A 22,042-nucleotide genomic window follows, 5' to 3' on the forward strand; every position below is an offset into this window, starting at 1 on the left:
AAGAGTCCTTTTTTTATATACTAGATGAAGCTTGTTTCAATACAAATTGCTCGATTGCGTGAGCAACACCATGTTCATTGTTTGTTAGTGTTACAACATCACATAGCTTTTTTACATCTTCTTCAGCGTTGCCCATTGCAACAGATAAGCCTGCTACTTCTAACATTGGTACATCATTAAAATTATCACCAATAGCAACTGTATCTTCAATAGGGATATTAAAATGAGCTGCCATCTGCTGTATCCCGTTTCCTTTATGTCCATTCCTATCCATAATTTCTAAGTTAGTAGGAGCCGATGCTGTAACCATAATATCAGCATCTTCTTGTAATATACTTAATAGCTGTGCGCGATGCGCTGCATTAAACGTTAAAATGAAGAATTTAGATATTTCTAGTTCTTGGTTATTCACAACATCTTCTATTTTTTTGAAATCAGTAATTAGGTTCGATTTCTTTTGCTTTTCTGTAATTCGTTCAAGTTCCTCTAATGTAACATCAAGCGCATGCTTATTTTCTTCGAATGCTTGCATCACTTGATCTTGCCATGTATATGGAGAATAAACTCCTTTATTCGTATATAGCTTATATGGGAAACCTTCAGATTCTAGTAATTTTGCAAGTTTGTACACTTTGTCGTTTTGTATACAACGCGAGTTAATTACTTTTCCATCCACATAAACAATAGCCCCATTGCTTGCTCCGACTGGAAGAGATAATTTATATTCTTCCAATAGCTTTAAAGCATCCTCTTTCGCACGACCAGAACAGATCATTACAATATGACCGGCTTCTTGTGCAGTTTGGATTGCTTGTAGGTTTTCTTTGGAGATTTCAAGATTAGATGATAGTAGTGTACCATCCATATCTAATGCGATTAATTTCAAAATGACCACCTCTTTGTTTTTATTATACATAGTTATATAGAGGAAACATATAAACTTATCTTGGAAAGACGGTATTTTATCTCATATTAAAAGTAAGTAAAGATTAGATAGGTTTAGTGGCACTAAATAAACAATTTGTAACAAAAATAGAGAGGAATATGACTACATTTCACTTTATGACTGTAATGTTACACGGATGTTACAAACGTGAACTTAGTGAAAAACGCATTAAATAAAGGTTTTTGAGGGTTATTATAAAAAAACGTAAAAAAAGTGTAATAAATTTTACGTAATTATATTGCAACGTAATAATAGTTATGTTACATTAATGTTACAAACGTTACGTTATCAAATTTAATGTAACGTTAACATAAAAACTATGAAATAAACATTTCTTAGAAATTACATATAGATAACTTATAAAAAGGGAGGATAAATGATATGAAAGAGCAAGTATTACAAGTAACAAAAGGTGACTTCGTAGGATCAGCAAGTGGAGCGGTAGTATTAACAGCGTTAATCGTATTTCTATCAAGCGTATTAGTATAATAGAAGCTTTGTAACAAAAGAAAAAAAGGAGGATAAATGATATGAAAGAGCAAGTGTTACAAGTAACAAAAGGTGACTTCGTAGGATCAGCAAGTGGAGCGGTAGTATTAACAGCGTTAATCGTATTTCTATCAAGCGTATTAGTATAATAGAAGCTTTGTAACAAAAGAAAAAAAGGAGGATAAATGATATGAAAGAGCAAGTGTTACAAGTAACAAAAGGTGACTTCGTAGGATCAGCAAGTGGAGCGGTAGTATTAACAGCATTAATCGTATTTTTATCAAGTGTATTAGTATAATAGAAGTTTTAAATCAAACAAAAAAGGAAGGAGAATGAGGGATATGAACAGTGAACAAGTGTTTCAAGTAACAAAAACAGATTTATTAGGATCCTTAGGTGGAGCGGTAATATTAACATCATTTATTCTATTCCTTGCAAATGTATTAGTATGAGATATATAAATACAATCATTCAAAAAAAATAAAGACTCTAACGTATTAGTAAGTAGTTAATATGTTGGAGTCTTTTTTATATTCTTCTTATATACCTTCAAGTATTAAAGTTACCTCATTATCCAGCATTTATGGCTAATTAAACGCTGCGGTTGAAACTTGATTCAACGAATAATCAAAAATCCACTGAATAAAATCCCGCTTTATTTCAAAGAGAAAAAAGTCGAATTTTATATGTAAGAAAAAAAGAGGAATTTGACAGAAAAGATAGAAAATTTTAAAGGTCAGAATTTGTTAGCTTGCTAACTAATTTCTATTAATTAATGTTGGAAGCGTTTTCGGTTGGTTTTAAGTATGGACCATTTAATCTATTTACAGGGGGATGAAGATATTATGAAACAAAAATCTATGGATACGCTAGCTGCACAAATGGAGGACTTTTTTCCAGTACGTGATGTAGATCATTTGGAATTTTACGTAGGGAATGCAAAGCAATCGAGTTATTATCTTGCGAGAGCGTTCGGATTCAAAATTGTGGCTTACTCTGGATTAGAAACTGGAAACCGTGAAAAGGTATCTTATGTTCTTGTGCAAAAAAATATGCGTTTCGTTGTGTCTGGAGCTTTAAGTAGTGAAAATCGTATTGCAGAGTTTGTAAAGACTCATGGTGATGGCGTGAAGGATGTGGCACTACTTGTTGATGATGTTGATAAAGCATACTCAGAAGCAGTGAAACGTGGTGCCGTCGCAATTGCTCCACCACAGGAATTAACAGATGAGGACGGTACATTGAAAAAAGCAGTTATTGGTACGTATGGTGATACAATTCATACGCTTGTAGAGCGTAAAAATTATAAAGGGGCATTTATGCCAGGATTCCAAAAGGTAGAATTTAATATTCCATTTGAAGAGTCTGGTTTAATTGCTGTTGATCATGTAGTTGGTAATGTTGAAAAAATGGAAGAGTGGGTTAGTTATTACGAGAATGTTATGGGCTTTAAACAAATGATTCATTTTGATGATGACGATATTAGTACAGAGTATTCGGCGTTAATGTCGAAAGTTATGACGAATGGAAGTCGTATTAAGTTTCCTATTAACGAACCAGCAGACGGAAAGAGAAAATCACAAATTCAAGAGTATCTAGAATTCTATAATGGAGCTGGTGTACAACATCTTGCTTTATTAACAAGTGATATTGTTAAAACAGTTGAAGCGCTTCGTGCAAATGGGGTGGAGTTTTTAGATACACCTGATACTTATTACGATGAGCTAACTGCACGAGTTGGAAAAATCGATGAAGAAATTGATAAGTTAAAAGAATTAAAGATCTTAGTAGATCGTGATGATGAAGGTTACTTACTACAAATCTTTACGAAACCAATTGTAGATCGTCCGACTTTATTTATTGAAATCATTCAACGTAAAGGTTCTCGTGGATTTGGTGAAGGAAACTTTAAAGCGTTATTCGAATCAATTGAAAGAGAACAAGAGCGTCGCGGAAACTTATAAGATTTGTATCCACCAGCAAAAGTCCCTTTGCTGGTGGAAATTTCATTTTTATAAGGAGGAATCAGGATGAAATTTGTTACATTTCGTCTTCCTTCAAAAGAACTACGGGCTGGATGGCTTGAAGGTGACAAAGTAATAGATATGAATCTTGCTAGTGAAGGGAAAATCCCTTCTTCTATGATGGGATTTTTAGAGAAAGCGGATGAGTATGTAGAAGTAGTGCGGAATATTAAGAATCCAAATAAGGGTATATATGCTTTAGAAGAAGTACAATTGACAGCTGCTCTTCCTAATCCGAGTAGTATTCGAGATTTTTACGCATTTGAACAACATGTAAAAACAGCTCGCGGACGAAGAGGATTAGATGTTGTGCCTGAATGGTATGATATTCCGGTTTTTTATTTTACTAATCATCGTGCTGTAATTGGTTCCGGTGATTTTGTAATTGGTCCGAAAAAGTCTAAAAAGCTTGATTATGAGTTGGAGATTGCTTGCGTAATAGGAAGAGAAGGGCGAAATATCTCTCGAGAGCAAGCAGAGGAATATATTTTTGGTTATTGTATTATGAACGACTGGAGTGCGAGAGACTTACAAGCAACAGAAATGAAAGTAGGTCTCGGTCCAGCGAAAGGAAAAGACTTTGCAACTTCATTAGGAACACATCTCGTTACGAAAGAGGAATTAGACGTTTATCGTAATGGTGATCGATATAATTTAGAAATGACTGCTCATGTAAATGGAAAACTATTATCAAAAGGAAACTTCCAAGATATTTACTATACATTTGCTGAAATGATTGAACGTGCTTCAGAGGACGTTACGTTATATCCAGGAGATGTGATTGGTTCTGGGACAGTAGGAACAGGATGTATTTTAGAACTGGGTACAGAAGAGTGGCTACAAGATGGAGATGTTGTAGAACTGTCGATTACTGGTTTAGGTACACTACGTAATACGATCAAAAAAGAAAAGGAAGCGGGTGATGGGCATGTTTTATCGTCACATGGGAGAACTACCTCATAAACGACATGTACAATTTCGTAAAAAAGATGGGTCGCTTTATCGTGAACAGGTAATGGGAACAAAAGGTTTTTCTGGTACGCAGTCTATTTTGTATCATCATTATATGCCAACAGAAGTAGGTCATTCTGCATTATCGCATTCTTGTCAGTTGCAGTATGAAGAGGATGTTGCTCTTTCTCATCGCCACTTTCGAACGAAAGAAAGTAAAAAAAGTGGTGATGCAATAAGTGGACGGAATTTCATACTTGGAAATGAAGATTTGTTAATTGGAGTAGTGAGTCCAACAGAAAAAATGGATTATTTCTATCGTAATGGTGATGGCGATGAAATGTTATTTGTTCATTATGGAACAGGGAAAATTGAAACGATGTTTGGAACGATTCACTATAGAAAAGGCGACTATGTAACGATTCCAATTGGAACGATTTATCGTGTTATTCCGGATGAAGGAGAGACTAAGTTTCTTGTTGTAGAGGCAAATAGCCAAATTACAACGCCGCGTCGTTATCGAAATGAATACGGACAATTGTTAGAGCATAGTCCGTTTTGTGAAAGAGATCTTCGTGGTCCAGAAAAATTAGAGACATATGATGAAAAAGGCGAGTTTGTCGTAATGACAAAATCAAGAGGCTATATGCATAAACATGTTTTAGGACACCACCCGTTAGATGTTGTTGGATGGGATGGCTATTTATATCCGTGGGTATTTAATGTAGAGGATTTTGAACCAATTACAGGGCGCATTCATCAGCCACCGCCAGTACATCAAACATTTGAAGGACATAATTTTGTTATTTGCTCTTTCGTACCACGTTTATACGATTATCATCCAGAGTCAATTCCGGCACCATATTATCATAGTAATGTTAATAGTGATGAAGTTCTTTACTATGTAGAAGGAAACTTTATGAGTCGCAAAGGTGTGGAAGAAGGTTCTATTACACTTCATCCGAGCGGGATTCCTCATGGGCCGCATCCGGGGAAAACAGAGGCAAGTATAGGGAAGAAAGAGACGCTTGAATTAGCTGTTATGATAGACACATTCCGTCCGCTTCGTATTGTAAAACAAGCACATGAAACAGAAGATGAAAAGTATATGTATAGCTGGATTGAACAAGGTTCATATACTGTGAAATAAGTAAAAAAAGGCATGCTCTCAATAAGAGAGCATGCCTTTTTCACGGAATCGACATGTATAATAATACCAAAAAAATAATGGAAAGATATATAGAAAGAATAATAAGGATCGTGCATATTTAGAAGAATTTCTACTTGTTTCGACAAAAGTATTGACTAGGAAAAGCGTAATGAGTAAAATGAAAAAGCGAATTAAAAATTTTCAGAAAATTTAAAACTTGGAGGAGTGAAAGATGAAGCAAATTTTTCAAAAGAAGCCAATTGCAAAGTTAATGCAAGAAAGTAAGCAAAAAACGTTAGCAAGAACATTGGGCGCGCTAGATTTAACTATGCTTGGAATCGGAGCAATTGTTGGAACTGGTATTTTTGTTCTAACGGGTGTTGTGGCAGCGAAACATTCTGGGCCAGCTATTATATTATCATTTGCGATTGCCGCTCTAGCTTGTGCCTTTGCTGCATTTTGTTATGCTGAATTTGCTTCTTCAGTTCCTGTCTCGGGCAGTGTGTATACGTATACATACGCGACGATGGGGGAAGTATTCGCATTTTTAATTGGCTGGGACTTAATGCTGGAATATTTACTTGCTACATCTGCTGTAGCGAACGGTTGGTCTGCATATTTTCAATCTTTATTAAAGGGGTTTGGAATTCACATTCCGACTATTCTCTCCTCGGCTCCTGGTACAGGAAAGGGTGGAATAATTGATTTACCTGCAGTTCTAATTATTTTAGTGATGACAGTTCTTTTATCTAGGGGTGTTCGTGAAAGTGCACGAGTAAATAACATTATGGTATTTATTAAAATAGCAGTTGTTCTTATTTTTATTTTTGCTGGTTTTAATTATGTGAAACCTGAAAACTGGACGCCTTTTATGCCATTTGGTTTAGATGGTGTAATGGCTGGAGCGGCTACAGTATTCTTCGCATTCATAGGATTTGATGCAGTTTCAACAGCGGCAGAAGAAGTGAAACGTCCGCAACGTGATTTACCAATTGGTATTATTGCATCGTTATTAATTTGTACAGTTCTTTATATTGTTGTTTCGCTTATTTTGACAGGGATTGTTCCATACGGCCAGCTAAATATATCAGATCCAGTTGCTTTTGCACTTCAATTTATTGGACAAGATGGTTTAGCGGGGGTAATTTCAGTAGGAGCAATTACAGGAATTACAACAGTAATGCTAGTTATGATGTATGGGCAAGTTCGGGTTTCTTATGCGATGAGCCGAGATGGTTTACTGCCGAAGCGTCTTGCTAAAGTTCATCCGAAATTTAAAACGCCATTTTTAAATACATGGACAACGGGGATTATTGCGGCACTGATTTCAGGATTAATAGATTTAAATGTTTTAGCACATCTTGTAAATATGGGGACATTGTCAGCATTTGCACTCGTAGCTGTTGCGGTAATCGTAATGAGAAGAACTCATCCAGACTTACCAAGGGCATTTAAGGCTCCGCTTGTACCATTTTTACCAGCATTAACAGTGATTTTCTGTTTATACTTAATGCTTCAATTATCGGGGACAGCGTGGATTAGTTTTGGGATATGGATGGTTATTGGTATAGCGGTTTACTTCTTATATAGCCGGAAACATAGTGCTTTAAATAATAGTAAAAAAGAAGAAGATGTTGCAAATTTATAAGCGGAAAAATCCATTCTAACAGAATTAGAATGGATTTTTTTATTTGAAAATTTACATTTTTCTGAACTTATTATAAGATAATTGTTGGCTAACTAAAGGGGTGAAATGATGAAAAATACGTGGCGTGAGTTAAGGGAGATGGACCGTAACGTATGGATTCGATTTATTGGAGAGACGTTAAATGGAATTGCAATGATGATGTTAATGCCTTTTTTTGCATTATATTTAAAAGATAAGGTAGATTCGTTGTTGGAAGTTGGGGTTATTATGGCGCTTTCTCCAATTGCTGCAAGCTTTGGATCACTTATAGGAGGGAGAATTGCTGACATATATGGAAGAAAGCCTATTATGATATTTTCTATGGCAAGTAATGCATTATTAATGCTCGGTTTTCTATTTATAGAAGGATTTATTCCATATGCGATTTTATCTATTTTTTTAGGGTTGAGTAATTCTTTATTTCATCCAGCTGCATCAGCTATGGTCGCAGATGTAACGGCACCAGAAAAAAGAACAGAGGCATATGGTTTATTACGAATGGGACACAATATAGGTGCTGCCATTGGTCCGATAATGGGAGCATCAGTAGTTGTGTTGTCAAAGAACCTTGTGTTTATTATTGCCTCTTCTACAATGCTATTTTATGCGTTACTTGTATTACTTCTTATTCAAGAGACGATGCCAAAGAGGACAGATAAGGAAGAACATAAAGAAAAGGAATCTGGGGCAGTTTGGAAAATTGTAATGCAAGATAAGGCATTAATGATTTACTTATTAGCAGGTATTATCATTTCGATGGGGTTTTCTCAAACCGAAGGCATGTTGCCACTACATTTTGATAATGAAATGAAGCGTATTTTTGGAACGAATAATCCATATTTAATGGCGTTAAACGGACTATTAGTTGTTTTATTCCAGTTTCAAATTTCAAAATGGGCTACGGATAAACCAGTCGGGAAGACGATGTTATACGGTGCATGTTTATTCGGGATTGGATTATTTTTTATAGGGTGGTTACCGAAATGGTTTGGAGAATTTAATACAAATGCTACAATTATTTTAATAACACTACTGTTCGTTTATGCTATATATACGTTAGGTGAGATGATTATGTCGCCTGTACAGATGACATTTGTAGCAAATTTGGCCCCTGAGCATTTGAGAGGGACTTACATGGGAGCTGCAAGTTTGCAGTGGATTACAGGAAGCGCATTTGGTCCACTTTTGGGAGGTTTTTTATTAGATCGATTACTTGGTCACTTTCTATTTACAATTTTAGCTGTAGGATGTGTAGTTGCAGGTATTGTATATGTTTCTTTAGATCGCCTTGTGGAGCAAAGGCAAAAAGACACACTAACCAAACAATCTTCTTAGTGAATAGGTGACATACACAAAAAAGGGGATTTCTACATATTTTAGGTACATAACTAGATTAGATTGCCATTTTATTTTGTGTACCTATATAGAAAATGAAATGAAAAACCAATAAGTGATGTTATTTAATTATTTATGGAAGTTACATTTTATTTCAAATAGGAACTACCTATTTTTATAAAAAGTGCTAAAATAGAAAAATGAAAACAATTGGTTAGGGTGATTTCATTGACGAAAATTAAATTAGGTTTATTATATGGTGGAAAATCAGCTGAGCATCAAGTTTCGCTACAGACGGCTCTTGCTGCTATTAAAGCGTTAAATCAAGATAAATTCGAGATTCATCCAATTTATATTACAGAACAAGGTCAATGGGTACGCGGTGAGCGTATTGAAGGCGAAGTAACAGATGTTGAAGCTTTAAAAATGAGCGGTGCAGAAAATGCGATTTCTCCGTTATCATTAAGTACAGAAATTATCCCATCTGCAGCTTCTGAGGAGAACGCTATTGACGTTATTTTCCCATTACTACATGGACCAAATGGTGAAGATGGAACGGTTCAAGGACTATTAGAATTAATGAATATCCCTTATGTAGGAAATGGTGTTCTAGCATCATCTGCTGGTATGGATAAAGTTGTTATGAAAAACATCTTTGCAGAGGCTGGTTTAAAACAAGCAAAATATGCATCCTTCATTCGTAGTGCATGGGAAAAAAATCGTGAGGAAGCTTATTCTAAAGTAGAAGATAAGTTAGGATATCCTTGCTTCGTAAAACCAGCGAACCTTGGTTCAAGTGTTGGTATTAATAAGTGTAAAAATCGTGAAGAACTTGAGGATGCATTTGTAGAGGCATTCCAATTTGATCGCAAAATTATTGTAGAAGAAAATATTGTAGGTCGTGAAGTAGAAGTTGGGGTACTAGGTAATGATGAGCCGAAATGTTCAGTTGTAGGTGAAATCGTTCCGAAAAAGGACTTCTATGATTATAAGTCGAAATATATCGATGGTGATACGGCGCTAATTATTCCAGCTGAAATGACAGAAGAAGAATCTAATGTAATTAAGCGTGATGCGATTATTGCATTCCAATCATTAGACGGTGCAGGTTTAACGCGAGCTGATTTCTTCTTAACGAAAGATGGAGAAGTGTATATTAACGAAGTAAACACAATGCCAGGATTTACACCGTTCAGTATGTTCCCTCTATTATGGCAACATACTGGGTTACCGTATCCAGAATTAATCGAAGAGCTAATTCGTTTAGCAATTGAACGTCACGAAGAAAAACAAAAAATTAAATATACAATCTAACAAAAAAGGAGGAAGCACTATTCATAGGAATAGTGCTTCCTCTATGTAAGGAGCGTTTCTATATGATAAAGCGAATGTTAAAGCAAGTGGAACAGATGGTAAATGGTACTGGATTAGCAGAGCAATATGAGGGAATTACTATTCAAGGCGTGTCTATTGATACAAGAAAAATTGAAAAAGGAAACTTATATGTTCCGATTCAAGGGGAGCGCTTTGATGGACATGCTTTTGTAGATAAAGCTGTTGAAAATGGAGCTGTGGCTACATTATGGATGAAAGATGTAGCGAATCCACCTGAGAATCTTCCGGTTATTTTTGTGGAAGACACGCTATCGGCATTGCAAATGTTAGCGAAAAACTATCGCGATCAATTGGATGTTAAAGTTGTAGGTGTAACGGGTAGTAACGGTAAGACATCTACGAAAGATATTGTAACAAGTCTTCTTGCGACTAAATTCAAAGTGCAAAAAACAGAAGGGAACTTCAATAACCATATCGGATTACCTCTTACCATTTTAAACTTAGAAGAAAATACAGAAGTAGCAGTATTAGAGATGGGTATGTCAAGCCGAGGCGAAATTGAATTCTTATCTAAGTTAGCTCGTCCTAATGCAGCTATCATTACGAATATTGGTGAGGCACATTTAATGGATTTAGGATCTCGTGAGGCAATTGCTGAAGCGAAATTAGAAATTGTTACAGGGTTACAAGAAGGTGGCGTGTTCGTATATAACGGAGATGAGCCTTTATTAACGAATCGTGTTCCTGAAATGAATTTAGCAGCAGAAACGGTTACGTTTGGTGATGCAAGAGCAAACGATTATTATCCAACGACTGTAACATTACAAGCAACTGGGACACATTTCAAAATGAATAGAGATGAAAATATTTCATTCTACTTACCGGTGTTAGGAAAACATAATGTGTATAATACACTTGCTTCAATGGCAATTGCGAAACATTTTGGTGTAACGTGGGAAGAGATGAAAGAAGGTTTAGTAACACTTCAAATGACGGGCATGCGTATGGAAATTGTGAAAACAAATAGTGGTTTAACAATTATCAACGATGCTTATAATGCAAGTCCGACGGCTATGGAAGCAGCGTTCCATTTAATGAATGGTTTAGATGGTTTTGCTAAAAAAATCGTTGTGCTTGGTGATATGTTAGAACTTGGAGATCAAGAAGTGCAGTTCCATTATGAGGTAGGAAAATTAATCGATCCAGCAAAAATCTCGCATGTATTCACATACGGTAGATTAGGGGCTCAAATTGCTGAAGGAGCGAAAATTAATTTCCCTAATGAACGTGTAAAGGCGTATGATAATAAAGAAGAGTTAGTAAAAGATTTACAAGCAGTAGTCGATGTGAAAGATGTTGTATTAATAAAAGCATCTCGCGGTATGAAGTTAGAAGAAGTAATTACGATGTTGAAATAATTGGTGTATATAAATAGGGATGATAGTTACGAAAATAGAAGAAACTTATAATAAGCGCTTACAGTAAATATAAAAAAATAAAAGTGAAGAAAAAAACTCTGAATATGAAAATAAGGTAACAGTTGGGTTTGCTTTTTACACATACAAAACTTATAATTGATAAAGTGTAATAACGTTTAGAAGTATTTTCGCGAAGAATATACGCCCGTTTATATACGTGAGCATTCAGGAAAAGGGCTTTTCCGCAAATTCGGAAAACGCCTTTTTTTAAATGATAAGTATAGGATAGAAAAGGAGAAGTAACATTGACAACATTTCGAGAATTAGGATTAAGTGAATCTTTACTGCAATCTGTTGAAAGTATGGGCTTTGAAGAGGCTACGCCGATTCAAGCTGAAACAATTCCACATGCATTGCAAGGTAAAGATATTATTGGGCAAGCGCAAACAGGTACAGGGAAAACAGCAGCATTCGGATTACCACTATTAGATAAAGTGGATACAAATAAAGAAGCAGTTCAAGGTATTGTTATCGCACCAACGCGTGAATTAGCAATTCAAGTTGGAGAAGAGCTATACAAAATTGGTAAACATAAACGCGTTCGTATTTTACCAATCTATGGTGGTCAAGATATTAACCGCCAAATTCGTGCTCTAAAAAAACACCCACACATTATTGTTGGTACGCCGGGTCGTATTTTAGATCATATTAACCGTAAAACACTTCGCTTACAAAATGTAGAGACTGTTGTTCTTGACGAAGCGGATGAAATGTTAAACATGGGCTTCATTGAAGATATTGAAGCAATTTTAACAGATGTGCCAGAAACACATCAAACATTACTATTCTCAGCGACAATGCCAGATCCAATCCGTCGTATTGCTGAGCGTTTCATGACTGAGCCTCAACACATTAAAGTAAAAGCAAAAGAAGTAACAATGCCAAACATTCAGCAGTTCTATTTAGAAGTGCAAGAAAAGAAAAAGTTTGACGTGTTAACACGCTTGCTAGATATTCAATCTCCAGAGCTTGCAATCGTATTCGGTCGTACAAAACGTCGTGTTGATGAATTATCAGAAGCGTTAAACTTACGTGGTTATGCAGCAGAAGGTATTCACGGTGACTTAACACAAGCGAAACGTATGTCTGTATTACGTAAATTTAAAGAAGGTGCTATTGAAGTTCTTGTTGCAACAGATGTTGCTGCACGTGGTCTTGATATTTCAGGTGTAACACACGTATATAACTTCGATATCCCACAAGATCCAGAATCATACGTTCACCGTATCGGTCGTACTGGCCGTGCAGGTAAAAAAGGTATTGCAATGTTATTTGTAACACCACGTGAATCAGGGCAATTAAAAAATATCGAGCGCACAACAAAACGTAAAGTTGATCGTATGGAAGCACCGACACTTGACGAAGCATTAGAAGGTCAACAACGTTTAATCGCTGAAAAACTTCAAAGCACAATTCAAAATGAAAATTTATCATACTACAAGCGTATTGCAGAAGAAATGTTAGAAGAGAACGACTCTGTAACAGTAGTAGCTGCTGCTTTAAAAATGATGACAAAAGAGCCGGATACAACTCCAATCGCTTTAACATCAGAACCACCAGTTGTTGCAAGAGGTGGCGGTTCTAAAAAACGCGGCGGTAACGGAGGCGGATACCGTGATGGTAACCGTAATCGTAGTCGTGATGGACGCGGCGGTGGCGATGGACGTAATCGTGACCGTAACCGTGATGGAAACCGTGATCGCAATCGTGATGGAAACCGCGATCGTAATCGTGATGGTGGTAGTCGTGGTCGTAGAGGTGAAGGCCAAGGTCGCCCTGGTTCTTCAAATGGACGCGGCGAAAGAAAACATCATAGCCGTCCACAAGCTTAATAAAAAAAAGAGAATGCCCTTTGCGGGCATTCTCTTTTTTTATTTCTATAATTGTGCATACTACATAATAGTTATGATAGAAAAGGGGCTGTTATATGCTTGTAAGGCTTGGTTACGTTGCGATGAGTGTACATTTGAAGAATGCATCTCCATCTCAAACGATGACGTATGCACAGTTTCAGAAATTAGATGATCGTGCTGCTGCAATTCGTAAACTTGAAAGAATTGCTAATTCCAATTTAGAAAATTGTTTACGTTTATTAAAGCATAATAAAGGGCATGACATATCTTTCTTTCGGCTCAGTTCAAAGCTCATTCCTTTAGCGAATCATGAGGAATTGCTAGAGTGGAACTATATTCGTCCTTTAAAAGAAAATTTAAAAAAACTAGGTGAATATGCAGTTCATATGAATATGAGAATTGATTTCCATCCAGATCATTTTGTTGTACTAAATTCACCTGAGGAGAGTGTTTTTAAACAATCTGTAAAAACATTGCAGATGCACAAAAAATTATTAAAAGGCATGGGGATTGAACATAAGCAACGATGTATACTGCATGTTGGAGGAGGATATAAAGATAAAGAACTTGCATTAGAGCGCTTTATAGAGAATTGGTCGAATGTCCCAAGGAGTATTCAAGAAATGATTATATTAGAAAATGATGATACAACCTTTACGTTAGAGGAAACATTATATTTAGGAGAAAAATTAGATATTCCCGTCGTATTTGACTTGCATCACCATATGATGAATAATGAGCAAGAAGATTGGTATGAAGATTGGGCACGTGTCGTTCATACGTGGGAAACGTCTTTGTTGCCGGTTAAAATGCATATCTCTAGCCCTAGAGAGGGGAAAGATCCAAGAGCCCATGCAGATTATATTAATGTAGACGCATTTTTATCTTTTTTAAGAAGGATAAAGGGAAGTGTTCCGCAAATTGATTGTATGATTGAGGCGAAGATGAAGGATGAGTCTTTATTTCAATTAATGAGAGATTTAAGTGAACAAGTAGATGTAGAAATTATCGATGGTGCAAGCTTTTATATTAAATAAGCTTTGCACCATCGTTTTTTTTGGTTAAAAAAGGGGTTAAAATGCCACCGGTTATTAAACCTGTTAAATGACTGATCGGATTGGCAGAAGGGTTAAAGAAAGTAAATAGCAGTAATAGAAGAATCATAATTGAGAAAATGGCAATTTCTTTTGGTTTTGAAGAGCGGTATCGATTGTACAATAAAAATAACTGTGCACCTAATAGTCCGAAAATACCACCTGATGCACCTGCGTGAATATATTCAAGCGGCATAATAATATAAGAAGAAATATTTCCGGAAATTCCAGAGAGAAAAAATAGAATAAAAAAAGAAAAGTGTCCGAGTTGCTTTTCGATAGAGGAACCAAGAGCAAACAAAAAAATACTATTAGAAAGAAAATGTTGTAAGTCTACGTGTACGAGAAGAGAAGTTATGACACGCCACCATTCTCCTTTAGCGATATATTCATTAGAGGCTGCCAGTGGTAAGAGAAAAAAGTCGCCTAATATCATCATGACTAAATGAATAAGAAGTAAGGTAAGAATAGTCGGTTGTAAAGAAATATGAGTGGATCTTATTAGCATACGGTTACTTTCACCCCTTTTGCATCAGAAAGATTCTCTGTTATTCTTATAAATATGAAAGAAGAAAGTTAAATAGAAGAAGGGGATTTCGAAATGATTATAGGGATTGGTATCGATATTATTGAATTAAATCGTATTGAAAAAATGCTAGATGGAAAGCTTAAATTTATGGAACGTATTTTAACGGAAAATGAACGTAATGTTGCTATGGAGCTGAAAGGAAGTCGCCTTACAGAGTTTGTAGCTGGAAGGTTTGCAGCGAAAGAGGCGTATTCAAAAGCTGTAGGTACTGGTATCGGAAAAGAAGTGAGTTTTTTAGATATTGAAGTGAAAAATGATGAAAGAGGTAAGCCAATTCTGATTACAAGTACAGAGTATATTGTTCATTTATCAATTAGTCATAGTAAGGAATTTGCTGTTGCTCAAGTTGTTTTAGAAAGCTCGTCACGCTAGTCTGCATATTTTATATCTTTGTCTCATATATTTGAGGTAGCGATAAGGAAGGTACATCTTCCATTCATTTATAGGGGCAAAGGGGCTGAATTGATGAAAAGGCGTCTGTTTTTAGTTCTTGTCGGTTTGTTGACCGTTTTTGTGTTGGCGGGTTGTATGGAAAAGAAGCAAGATGATGTCGTGAGAGATTTAGAATCAAAAGTAAAAGGGATGAAAAGTTATCAAGCTGAGGCAAAATTATCTATTAAAACAGGCAATGAGCCTCAAGAGTATAACGTAGAGATTTGGCATAAGGAACCGTCTTTTTATCGTGTGAATTTAAAAAATGCAAAAAAAGATCAGAGCCAAATTATTTTGAGAAATGAAGAAGGTGTATTTGTATTAACGCCAGCACTTAATAAGAGCTTCCGTTTTCAAAGTGATTGGCCGCAAAATAGTAGCCAGGCTTATTTATATGAATCACTTGTAAGAGATATTTTGCAGGACAAGAAAAACCTTACTTTTGAGAAAACAGATAAGTATTATATTTTTAAAACAAAAACAAACTATCAACATCAAAATATGTTGCCGAGACAAGAGATTACATTGAATAAGAGCGACTTGACTCCAGTTTCAGTGAAGTTAATGGATAATGATCAAAATGTTCTTGTGAAAGTAGATTTCTCTAAAGTGAAATTCGATGCGAAATTTGATAAAGGTGCATTTGATACGAAACAAAATATGTCTAGAGCACAGGTAGATGTTCAAACAACAGCGAAAGAAGACAAACCGTTTGCTATTTTGTATCCACTTGATACACCACAAGGTATGACTCTGCAAGATGAAAAAGAGTTGAAGACAGACAGTGGCAAGCGTGCGATACTCACATACACTGGAAATAAGAAATCCTTTACTTTAATACAAGAAAAGGCAAAAGTTGCAGAGGCATCATCAGCGGTAAGTGTAAGTGGAGAACCAGTTGATCTTGGGTTTACGATTGGTGCATTAACGAAAGACTCTGTAACGTGGTCGCATAACGGAGTAGAATATATGCTCGTGTCTAAAGGTTTAGAGCAGAAGGAGCTGTTAATGGTTGCTCGTTCGGTTACAGCGAAGCAGGTGAAGTAAACTTCTTAGACGTGGTGATATATGTGCACCACGTCTTTTCTTAGTTTGAAGGTGGATTTCATAAAAGAAGCATATAAAAGAATAAGCTTCGCATATCGTGTATAAGGAAGTGTATTTATGGAAGAAGCACCATTTTACCGTGACACTTGGGTGGAAGTGGATTTAGATGCCATTTATAACAACGTTACACATATTAAAGAGTTCATCCCAAGTAATGTAGAGATTTTTGCTGTAGTTAAAGCAAACGCATATGGGCACGATTATGTACCAGTGGCTAAAACGGCATTAGAAGCAGGTGCAACGAGGTTAGCTGTTGCTTTTTTAGATGAAGCTTTAGTGCTTCGGAGGGCTGGTATTACTGAGCCGATTTTAGTGTTAGGTCCCTCGCCGCCGCGTGATGTAAATGTAGCTGCTGAAAATGATGTAGCGCTAACTGTTTTTCAAAAAGAATGGGTGGACGAAGCAATTAAACTTTGGGATGGTTCATCTGTAATGAAATTCCATATTAACTTTGATAGTGGTATGGGGAGAATTGGAATACGTGAAAGAAAAGAGCTAAAAGAATTTTTAAAGAGTTTAGAGGGTGCACCGTTTTTAGAGTTAGAAGGAGTATACACGCATTTTGCAACGGCAGATGAGGTTGAGACTTCGTATTTTGATAAGCAATATAACACGTTCTTAGAGCAGTTAAGTTGGTTGAAAGAATTCGGAGTGGATCCTAAGTTTGTTCATACAGCTAATAGTGCTGCGACGTTACGTTTTCAAGGGATTACATTTAATGCAGTGCGAATTGGGATTGCAATGTATGGATTATCTCCTTCTGTAGAAATACGTCCTTTTTTACCATTTGAATTAGAACCAGCGCTATCACTTCATACGAAAGTCGCTCATATTAAACAGGTAATTAAAGGTGATGGAATTAGTTATAACGTCACCTACCGAACGAAAACGGAAGAATGGATTGCGACTGTAGCGATTGGCTATGCAGATGGGTGGCTTAGAAGGTTGCAAGGATTTGAAGTGCTTATAAATGGTAAAAGGGTACCGATTGTAGGGCGAGTAACAATGGATCAGTTCATGATTCATCTTCCTTGTGAAGTGCCACTTGGTACGAAAGTTACGCTTATTGGAAGGCAAGGAGATGAGTATATTAGCGCTACAGAGGTTGCGGAATACTCAGGGACTATTAATTATGAAATTATTGCAACGATCAGTTTCCGTGTGCCAAGAATATTTATACGGAATGGTAAGATTGTAGAGATAATTAATTACTTGAACAATATATAGAAGGTAGTATGATTGCTTCTTGTCATTGGAGTGACTGTTCATTGCTGGATAATAAGCTCTTTTTGATGAGAAGCTTTTTACTTATAATCATTTTTTATATAAGTTGCACGTAAGTTTTGAAGAGGAGTTCTATTGTTTTTAGTTAGTTATGAGATAAAAAATTTAAGAAGATGAATGTTTTGTTTGTGAATTGGAAAACATAAGCAAGGAATAAGGAAGTCTTTGCAACAGGCTCCATACAATGGTATTATTACAATAGGTGTCATATATATATTTGGGTGTGTAGTTGACGGTGGAGGTGTATTTTTGTGTCCGAATCAAGTGTAACTACTGAAATCGTGGTTCGGTTGCCAAAGCAAATGGTAACGGAATTGGACGGAATTGGAAAACAAGAGAATAAGAATCGCCATGAACTAATTTGCCAGGCAACACAATTGTTATTGCGTCAACATAAGACGAAGAAACGCTACCAACATGAATCAATGCGACGTGGGTACATTGAAATGGGAAAAATTAATCTTGGTATTGCATCTGAAGCTTTCTTAGCAGAGTATGAAGCAGCTCATACAGTAGAACGCTTAGTTAGCGGGGGGTAATATTTTGATTGTAAAACGCGGCGACGTGTATTTTGCAGACCTTTCCCCAGTTGTTGGTTCTGAGCAAGGAGGCGTTCGTCCGGTTCTTGTCATTCAAAATGACATCGGAAATCGTTTTAGTCCAACGGTGATTGTAGCGGCTATTACTGCACAGATTCAAAAAGCAAAATTACCCACTCATGTGGAAATTGATGCGAAAAAGTATGGTTTTGAGAGAGATTCTGTTATTTTACTTGAGCAGATTCGAACAATCGATAAGCAACGCTTAACGGACAAAATCACTCATTTGGATGAAGTGATGATGAGTCGTGTAGATGAAGCGTTACAAATTAGTTTAGGACTAATAGATTTTTAAATCGGCAGTTTAAGTTGCTCTCTTTGAAGGGCAACTTTTTTTATTATAGAGGAGGTTACGGTTGTATATGGAAATGGTAGATAATCGACAAGCGTTAATGAAAATGTTAGTGAAAGAATTAGGCTTTACCGAAAAGCAAGTTCGTCATGTTATTCAATTAACAGAAGAAGGTAACACAGTTCCATTTATTGCTCGTTACCGAAAAGAATGGACAGGCTCTTTAGATGAGGTGCAAATTCGTACGATTTTAGAGAGATGGCAATATATGATGCAACTTGAAGATAGGAAGGAAGAAGTTCTTCGTCTTATTGATGAGAAGGGGAAACTGACAGAAGAGCTACGACAGCAAATTGTTAAAGCTACAAAGTTGCAAGAAGTAGAAGATCTATATCGTCCATATAAAGAGAAAAGAAGAACGAAAGCGACAATCGCTAAAGAAAAAGGATTAGAACCATTAGCTGAATGGTTATTGTTATATAAGAAAGAAGATCCGGCTAAAAAGGCAGTGGAATTTATTAATGTAGAGAAAGAAGTGCAATCTGCAGAAGAAGCTTTACAAGGTGCACAAGACATTATTGCAGAAATGGTTTCAGATGAAGCTGCGTATCGTAGTTGGATTCGAAATGTTACTTTTAGAAAAGGTGTTATGTCTTCGTCCGTGAAAGATGAAGAAAAAGATGAAAAGAATATATATGAAATGTATTACAGTTATGAAGAACCATTGCAAAAAGTAGTACCACATCGTGTATTAGCAATGAATCGTGGCGAGAAAGAAGATATATTGAGAGTTGCTGTTGTTCCGCCAGTAGATGAGATAGTAACTTTCTTAAATAAGAAAGTAATTCGTGATAACGATTCGAAAAGTGCACATTATGTACAATTAGCGATTGAAGATGGTTATAAACGATTAATTCAATCTTCAATCGAAAGAGAAATTCGTAAAGAATTAACAGAAACAGCTGAAGAACAAGCGATACATATTTTCTCTGAGAACTTACGTAACTTATTATTACAACCTCCGATGAAAGGGAAAGTCGTGCTAGCGGTAGATCCGGCATATAGAACTGGTTGTAAATTGTCTGTAGTAGATGATACGGGGAAAGTACTACATATCGATGTTATTTATCCGCATCCACCTGTTCGTAAATATGATGATGCAAAAACGAAAGTTCTTTCTATTATAGATAAATATCAAGTTGAAATGATTGCAATTGGTAATGGGACAGCATCTAGAGAAACAGAAGAGTTTATAGTAGATGTATTACAAAGTGTGAACCGAGATGTCTTTTATATTATTGTAAATGAAGCGGGTGCTAGTGTATATTCAGCTTCTGATTTAGCCCGTGAGGAATTCCCAAATTTACAAGTTGAAGAGAGAAGTGCCGTTTCTATTGGAAGACGTCTGCAAGATCCACTTGCTGAACTTGTGAAAATTGATCCTAAATCAGTTGGGGTTGGACAATACCAACATGATGTATCTCAAAAGAGACTGAATGAGTCATTAACATTTGTAGTAGAAACAGCTGTTAACCAAGTTGGGGTTAATGTAAATACGGCTTCGGTTGCATTGTTACAATATGTTTCAGGTTTATCGAAAACTGTTGCGAAAAATATTGTGGCAAAGAGAGAAGAAGATGGGAAATTCACGAAGCGCACGGAATTAAAGAAAATCCCGCGTTTAGGTGCAAAGACGTATGAACAATGTATAGGTTTCTTACGTATACTAGAAGGAGCGAATCCATTAGATCGAACAGGTATTCATCCAGAGCAATATAAAAATGTTGAATTGTTATTGAAGAGTCTAGGGTTATCGATAGATGACGTAGGACAACCGCAATTACAAAAGAGATTGGAAGAAGTAGAGATTTCTAAGTTATCTCAAGAAACAGGAGTTGGGGAGCCGACGTTAGTTGATATTATAGATGCGCTTATTAGTCCAGAAAGAGATATGAGGGATGAGTTGCCTAAACCACTTCTGAAAAAAGGGATTTTGAAATTAGAAGATTTAAAACGTGGTATGGAACTAGAAGGAACAGTTCGTAACGTTGTTGATTTTGGTGCTTTTGTTGATGTTGGCGTAAAGCAAGATGGTTTAGTACATATTTCTAAACTTAGCAAACAGTTTGTAAAGCATCCGTTAGATGTTGTATCAGTAGGGCAAATTGTAAAAGTATGGGTAGATGATATTGATACAAAAAAAGGACGCGTTGCACTATCTATGTTGCCGATTGAATAGTAAGAGAAGAGAGCAGATGAAACTGCTCTTTTTTTATGGAATAAAAAGTGTAATGGATTATGAGCTTTGATGTATTTTGCTATAATAAAACCAGCATTCATTTAATAATTTAATTTGATACCGGTTTTTTTCGAAATATGCACGTTGCATTTGTTTTTTTAGCCACGTAGGCATAGGAATCCCTCCTTGTTTAATCCTGCTCTCAAAAATCTAAAATGCTATTGATGAGAGGTTGGTGAGTGGATTTCTATTCATGTTTTGTTTTTAGAAACCACGCTTCTTACATGAGGATGGGTATATGTACTATTTAATATATGTATAAGAAGGGAGAAAAGTGTAAAAATATTTTTTTGTTTAGGAGGAATGAGAGTGGATGAGCAAGAAATTCAGCGACTAGTGGAAGAAGTGTCACTACAATACTTTGAGATGCCGTTCTTACATAAAGCAGTGTTTAATAATAGATTACGTACAACTGGTGGGCGTTATTTATTGAAGAGTCATAATATCGAACTGAATTATCGATATTACGAAGTGTATGGTGAAGAAGAGTTAGTCGGGATTATTAAACATGAGCTTTGTCATTATCACTTACATATTGCAGGAAGAGGGTATAAGCACAGGGACAGGGATTTTCGTGAGTTGTTAAAGAAAGTTGATGCACCACGTTTTTGTAAACAAATGATTAATGAAGAGAAGCAAAAAAAGATTTATAAGTATGAATGTATGGAGTGTTCACTTCAATATGTAAGAAGGCGTCAAATAAATACAAAAAGATATGTCTGTGGAAAGTGTAAAGGGAAACTCAAACCGATATCGAAAACATCTTGACAGTAAAAACGCAATCCAGTATATTATAAACATGTCACGTTTGAACAAGATGTTGTTAAAAACTTCTTGACTTACAGAGAGAATTTTTATAAGATACAAATTGTCTTCATTATTCCGCAGTAGCTCAGTGGTAGAGCTATCGGCTGTTAACCGATCGGTCGTAGGTTCGAGTCCTACCTGCGGAGCCATACAGAGAAGTACCCAAGTGGCTCAAGGGGCTCCCCTGCTAAGGGAGTAGATCGCTAACGCGGTGCGAGGGTTCGAATCCCTTCTTCTCTGCCATACATATTGGCCCGTTGGTCAAGTGGTTAAGACACCGCCCTTTCACGG

General features: G+C 36.2%; 23 protein-coding genes and 3 tRNA genes (1 of these 26 only partly in view). 23 read left to right on the top strand and 3 right to left on the bottom strand.

Annotated elements, in window-relative coordinates:
* Nucleotides 1–13: 13 nt before the first annotated feature.
* A complete protein-coding gene (locus NST86_RS01235; protein WP_000766423.1) occupies nucleotides 14–886 on the bottom strand; it encodes a Cof-type HAD-IIB family hydrolase in 873 nt (290 codons plus the stop codon).
* A 441-nt stretch (nucleotides 887–1,327) separates the two neighbouring features.
* On the opposite strand from NST86_RS01235, the gene NST86_RS01240 reads away from it, so the two are divergent.
* The 13 genes from NST86_RS01240 (at nucleotide 1,328) to uvsE (ending at nucleotide 14,285) form a co-directional block, all read left to right on the top strand.
* On the top strand, nucleotides 1,328–1,435 hold the full coding sequence (locus tag NST86_RS01240) for a DUF3948 family protein (RefSeq protein WP_000664237.1): 108 nt from the start codon (nucleotides 1,328–1,330) through the stop codon (nucleotides 1,433–1,435).
* A gap of 41 nt (nucleotides 1,436–1,476) precedes the next feature.
* On the top strand, nucleotides 1,477–1,584 hold the full coding sequence (locus tag NST86_RS01245) for a DUF3948 family protein (protein ID WP_000664237.1): 108 nt from the start codon (nucleotides 1,477–1,479) through the stop codon (nucleotides 1,582–1,584).
* Between the two features lie 41 nt (nucleotides 1,585–1,625).
* Complete coding sequence (locus tag NST86_RS01250; RefSeq protein ID WP_000664237.1) at nucleotides 1,626–1,733, top strand: DUF3948 family protein; 108 nt, start codon at nucleotides 1,626–1,628, stop codon at nucleotides 1,731–1,733.
* A 43-nt stretch (nucleotides 1,734–1,776) separates the two neighbouring features.
* Nucleotides 1,777–1,887 carry a DUF3948 family protein gene (locus NST86_RS01255; RefSeq protein ID WP_001083690.1) on the top strand — a complete coding sequence of 37 codons (111 nt, stop codon included), beginning with the start codon at nucleotides 1,777–1,779 and terminating at the stop codon, nucleotides 1,885–1,887.
* Nucleotides 1,888–2,280: 393 nt separating this feature from the next.
* Complete coding sequence (gene hppD, locus NST86_RS01260) at nucleotides 2,281–3,399, top strand: 4-hydroxyphenylpyruvate dioxygenase (RefSeq protein WP_000810922.1); 1,119 nt, start codon at nucleotides 2,281–2,283, stop codon at nucleotides 3,397–3,399.
* 66 nt (nucleotides 3,400–3,465) lie between these two features.
* Complete coding sequence (locus NST86_RS01265) at nucleotides 3,466–4,422, top strand: fumarylacetoacetate hydrolase family protein (protein WP_016119011.1); 957 nt, start codon at nucleotides 3,466–3,468, stop codon at nucleotides 4,420–4,422.
* Nucleotides 4,388–5,560: a homogentisate 1,2-dioxygenase gene (locus tag NST86_RS01270; protein WP_013141710.1), complete on the top strand. Its 1,173-nt coding sequence runs from the start codon at nucleotides 4,388–4,390 to the stop codon at nucleotides 5,558–5,560. The genes NST86_RS01265 and NST86_RS01270 overlap by 35 nt, the downstream gene beginning before the upstream one ends.
* Nucleotides 5,561–5,792: 232 nt before the next feature.
* Entirely contained in the window at nucleotides 5,793–7,208 is a 1,416-nt protein-coding gene (locus NST86_RS01275) for an amino acid permease (protein WP_000809361.1), read from the top strand.
* 108 nt (nucleotides 7,209–7,316) lie between these two features.
* The gene (locus NST86_RS01280) at nucleotides 7,317–8,582 is read left to right on the top strand and encodes an MDR family MFS transporter (RefSeq protein ID WP_340933017.1); all 1,266 of its coding nucleotides are present in this window, start codon (nucleotides 7,317–7,319) and stop codon (nucleotides 8,580–8,582) included.
* A gap of 228 nt (nucleotides 8,583–8,810) precedes the next feature.
* Nucleotides 8,811–9,896, top strand: coding sequence for a D-alanine--D-alanine ligase (locus tag NST86_RS01285; RefSeq protein ID WP_000161427.1), 1,086 nt, complete (start codon nucleotides 8,811–8,813; stop codon nucleotides 9,894–9,896).
* Between the two features lie 62 nt (nucleotides 9,897–9,958).
* Complete coding sequence (murF, locus tag NST86_RS01290) at nucleotides 9,959–11,335, top strand: UDP-N-acetylmuramoyl-tripeptide--D-alanyl-D-alanine ligase (RefSeq protein WP_000595961.1); 1,377 nt, start codon at nucleotides 9,959–9,961, stop codon at nucleotides 11,333–11,335.
* Between the two features lie 305 nt (nucleotides 11,336–11,640).
* Nucleotides 11,641–13,227, top strand: a complete 1,587-nt coding sequence (locus NST86_RS01295; protein ID WP_000206600.1) for a DEAD/DEAH box helicase — start codon at nucleotides 11,641–11,643, stop codon at nucleotides 13,225–13,227.
* A 95-nt stretch (nucleotides 13,228–13,322) separates the two neighbouring features.
* Nucleotides 13,323–14,285 (top strand): UV DNA damage repair endonuclease UvsE, encoded by a 963-nt coding sequence (gene uvsE / locus NST86_RS01300; RefSeq protein ID WP_061664843.1) that lies wholly within the window; start codon nucleotides 13,323–13,325, stop codon nucleotides 14,283–14,285.
* Here uvsE and NST86_RS01305 read toward each other — a convergent pair.
* Nucleotides 14,278–14,850 (bottom strand): rhomboid family intramembrane serine protease, encoded by a 573-nt coding sequence (locus NST86_RS01305; RefSeq protein ID WP_000908523.1) that lies wholly within the window; start codon nucleotides 14,848–14,850, stop codon nucleotides 14,278–14,280. The two genes, uvsE and NST86_RS01305, sit on opposite strands and share 8 nt — an antisense overlap.
* Nucleotides 14,851–14,943: 93 nt before the next feature.
* Here NST86_RS01305 and acpS point away from each other — a divergent pair, with 93 nt between their 5' ends.
* The 6 genes from acpS to NST86_RS01335 all read left to right on the top strand — a co-directional run bounded on the left by acpS (nucleotide 14,944) and on the right by NST86_RS01335 (nucleotide 20,884).
* A complete protein-coding gene (gene acpS / locus NST86_RS01310) occupies nucleotides 14,944–15,303 on the top strand; it encodes a holo-ACP synthase (protein ID WP_000583417.1) in 360 nt (119 codons plus the stop codon).
* Between the two features lie 156 nt (nucleotides 15,304–15,459).
* On the top strand, nucleotides 15,460–16,410 hold the full coding sequence (locus NST86_RS01315; protein WP_001998927.1) for a LolA family protein: 951 nt from the start codon (nucleotides 15,460–15,462) through the stop codon (nucleotides 16,408–16,410).
* A gap of 117 nt (nucleotides 16,411–16,527) precedes the next feature.
* Nucleotides 16,528–17,697 (top strand): alanine racemase, encoded by a 1,170-nt coding sequence (gene alr / locus NST86_RS01320; RefSeq protein WP_000390614.1) that lies wholly within the window; start codon nucleotides 16,528–16,530, stop codon nucleotides 17,695–17,697.
* A 308-nt stretch (nucleotides 17,698–18,005) separates the two neighbouring features.
* Complete coding sequence (locus NST86_RS01325; protein WP_000004570.1) at nucleotides 18,006–18,293, top strand: antitoxin EndoAI; 288 nt, start codon at nucleotides 18,006–18,008, stop codon at nucleotides 18,291–18,293.
* A 4-nt stretch (nucleotides 18,294–18,297) separates the two neighbouring features.
* A complete protein-coding gene (ndoA, locus tag NST86_RS01330; RefSeq protein ID WP_000635965.1) occupies nucleotides 18,298–18,648 on the top strand; it encodes a type II toxin-antitoxin system endoribonuclease NdoA in 351 nt (116 codons plus the stop codon).
* 67 nt (nucleotides 18,649–18,715) lie between these two features.
* Entirely contained in the window at nucleotides 18,716–20,884 is a 2,169-nt protein-coding gene (locus tag NST86_RS01335; RefSeq protein WP_000426236.1) for a Tex family protein, read from the top strand.
* A gap of 57 nt (nucleotides 20,885–20,941) precedes the next feature.
* Here the strand turns inward: NST86_RS01335 and cmpA are convergent, their stop codons facing one another.
* Entirely contained in the window at nucleotides 20,942–21,058 is a 117-nt protein-coding gene (gene cmpA / locus NST86_RS01340; protein ID WP_001143642.1) for a cortex morphogenetic protein CmpA, read from the bottom strand.
* A 195-nt stretch (nucleotides 21,059–21,253) separates the two neighbouring features.
* On the opposite strand from cmpA, the gene NST86_RS01345 reads away from it, so the two are divergent.
* The 4 genes from NST86_RS01345 to NST86_RS01360 form a co-directional block, all read left to right on the top strand.
* The gene (locus NST86_RS01345) at nucleotides 21,254–21,712 is read left to right on the top strand and encodes a SprT family protein (protein WP_016119014.1); all 459 of its coding nucleotides are present in this window, start codon (nucleotides 21,254–21,256) and stop codon (nucleotides 21,710–21,712) included.
* 113 nt (nucleotides 21,713–21,825) lie between these two features.
* Nucleotides 21,826–21,900 (top strand) — tRNA-Asn (locus NST86_RS01350).
* Between the two features lie 3 nt (nucleotides 21,901–21,903).
* Nucleotides 21,904–21,994: transfer RNA gene (locus NST86_RS01355), tRNA-Ser, on the top strand.
* 8 nt (nucleotides 21,995–22,002) lie between these two features.
* Nucleotides 22,003–22,042, top strand: a tRNA-Glu gene (locus tag NST86_RS01360) (it continues 35 nt past the right edge of the window).

The organism is Bacillus sp. FSL L8-0199, from assembly GCF_038005705.1.
Classification (GTDB): Bacteria; Bacillota; Bacilli; order Bacillales; family Bacillaceae_G; genus Bacillus_A; species Bacillus_A cereus.